The 2,907-nt window shown below is 65.9% G+C and carries 1 protein-coding gene; it reads right to left on the reverse strand.

Annotated features, from left to right (window positions below):
• Positions 1–2,907, reverse strand: a 2,907-nt coding sequence (locus ACQKPE_RS26180) for an amino acid adenylation domain-containing protein (protein WP_427669595.1), incomplete at both ends; no start/stop codon positions are given.

Below are 2,907 nucleotides of genomic sequence, written 5' to 3' on the forward strand. Positions count from 1 at the left end.
GACCAGCACTTCCGGGCCAACGCCCAGGGCGATCAGTTGGTGAGCCAGCTGGTTAGCGCGCTGGTTCAGCTCTAGGTAGCTCAGTTCCTGCTCACAAAAGCGCAAGGCCGGCGCATCTGGCGTGGCCAGCACCTGCTGTTCGATCAGATGATGAACCGGCGTCTCGAGCGGGTAATCGGTCACAGCCGTGTCATTCCACTGCTCGACGATCAGTGCCTGTTCCTCGGCATCCAGCAGCGGCAACTCAGCCACCTTGGCCTGCGGGTTGGCGACGATGCCCTGCAACAGGTTCAACCAATGCCGGGCCATGCGCTCGATGCGCTCGGGCTCGAACAAATCGCTCGCATAGATCAGCACCGCACTCAGGGCTTGCCCCGAATCCTGGGTTTCCAGCGTCAGGTCCAACTGCGCGGTGCCGGCATCCCACTCCAGCGCCTCGACCGAGAGCCCTGGCAACGCCAGCGCCTCGGCCTGGGGCACGGCATCCTGATGGTTGTACATCGCCTGGAACAGCGGGTTGTGGCTCAGGCTGCGTTCCGGCTGCAACGCCTCGACCAGTTGCTCGAACGGCAGCTCCTGATGCTGCTGCGCGCCCAGCGCTGCTTCCCTGGCCTGTTGCAGCAGGCCAAGGAAAGCCTGCTGGTCGTTGAACTCAGCCTTGAGCACCTGGGTATTGACGAAGAAGCCGATCAGCCGCTCGGTTTCCAGGCGGTCGCGGTTGGCGATGGGCACGCCGACGCGGATGTCGCTCTGCCCGCTGTAGCGGTGCAGCAGCGCCTGGAACGAGGCCAGCAACAGCATGAACAGGGTCACGTTCTGCGCCTGGGCCAACTGGCGCAGTTGCTCGCCCAGTTGCGCATCCAGCGCCAGCGCCACGCGCCCGCCACGGGCGCTGAGGGTGGCCGGGCGTGGGTGGTCGGTGGGCAGTTCCAGCACGCCAGTGGCGGCGCCCAGTTGGGCTTTCCAGTAGGCCAACTGACGCTCGCGCTCGCCGGCTTCCATCCACTGGCGTTGCCACAGGGCGTAGTCGGCGTACTGCACGGCCAGCGCCGGCAGCGCAGCGTCCTGGCCTTCGCGGGCGGCGTGGTAGCGCTGCACCAGCTCCTCGACCATCACCTGCATCGACCAGGCGTCGGAGACGATATGGTGCTGCACCAGCAGCAGCACATGCTCGCCCTCGGCCACGCGCAGCAGGTTGACCCGCAGCAGCGGGCCCTGGCGCAGGTCGAACGGGCGTTGTACCTGGGCTTGCACGTAGTCGCGGATGCGCTGTTCCTGCTCGGCACCGGGTGCCAGGGTGTCGTGCACGATCACCTGCGCAGTGGGCGCGGCGATGTGCTGCACGGCCTTGCCGTCGTGTTCGATGAAGGTGGTGCGCAGGCTTTCATGGCGGGCGACCAGGCCATCGAAGGCCGTGGCCAGCGCGGCCGGGTCGAGCGGGCCGCGCAGGCGCAGGGCGGCGGGAATGTGGTAGGCAGCGCTGTCGGGCTGCAACTGCCAGAGGAACCACTGGCGCTCCTGGGCATAGGACAGCGGCAGGGCCTGGTCGCGGGTGGCGGGCAGCAGGGCAGGGCGCGCGTCGTTTTCCGCCTCGCCCAGGGCCTGGCAGAAGGCGGCCAGGGTGCTGTGCTCGAACAGGGTACGCAGGGCGATGTCGAGGTCCAGTTGCTGGCGGATGCGCGAGCGCACCTGGGTGGCCAGCAGGGAGTGGCCGCCCAGTTCGAAGAAATTGTCGTTCAGGCCGACGCGTTCGAGCTTGAGCACGTCTTGCCAGATCGTGGCGATGCGTTGCTCCAGCTCGGTGCGTGGGGCGACGTAGGCTTTCTGTGCCTGGCTGGCATCGGGCTTGGGCAGGGCTTTGCGTTCGAGCTTGCCGTTGGGGCTTAGCGGCATGCGTTCGATGAACAGCAGTTGGCTGGGGACCATGTAGTCCGGCAGGGCTTGGCGCAGCGGTTCGCGAATGGTTTCGCGCAGGGTTTCCTGGGCTTCAGGTTGCCATTCTCTCGGCACCACGTAACCGATCAGCGCGCCGTCGATGGCCAACACCACCGCTTCACGTACCGTGTCCTGTTCCATCAAGCGAGCTTCGATTTCGCCTAGCTCGATACGCAGGCCACGGATTTTTACTTGGTGGTCGATTCGGCCACGGTACTCGATCACGCCATCGGCGCGCTGGCTGGCCAGGTCGCCGGTGCGGTACAGGCGCTGGCCTTCCCCGAATGGGCTGGTGACGAAGCGTTCGGCAGTGAGTGCCGGGCGACGGTGGTAACCACGGGCGAGGCCTTCGCCGCCCAGGTACAGCTCACCGACCACACCGGCCGGAACCGGTTGCAGCTCTGCATCGAGTACGTAGGTTTGCAGGTTGGCGATGGGCTGGCCGATGGGCACGGCATCGCGGCCTTCATCGCGGCAGGTCCAGTGGGTGACGTCGATGGCGGCTTCGGTCGGGCCATAGAGGTTGTACAGGCCTGCGTTCGGCAAGCGGGCCAGGACTTGGTCCTGGGCATCCACCGGCAGCGCTTCACCGCTGCACACGATGCGGCGCAGGCTCGTGCAGGAAGACACCTGCTCGTCGAGCAGGAACATCTGCAACATCGACGGCACGAAGTGCAGCGTGCTGACCTGGTATTCGTTGATCAGCTCGACCAAACGGCGCGGGTCGCGGTGGTCGCCTGGGCCAGCCACGGCCAGGCGGGCACCAGTCATCAGTGGCCAGAAGAATTCCCAGACCGAGACGTCGAAGCTGAACGGTGTTTTCTGCAAGACCGTATCGCTTAGGCCCAGGCCATAGGCTTGCTGCATCCAGCACAGGCGGTTGGTCAGCGCCTTGTGGCGGTTGCCTGCACCCTTAGGTTTGCCGGTGGAACCGGAGGTGTAGATGACATAGGCCAGGTGCTCGGGAGCGAC

This window comes from Pseudomonas sp. NPDC089554 (assembly GCF_050280645.1).
GTDB lineage: Bacteria > Pseudomonadota > Gammaproteobacteria > Pseudomonadales > Pseudomonadaceae > Aquipseudomonas.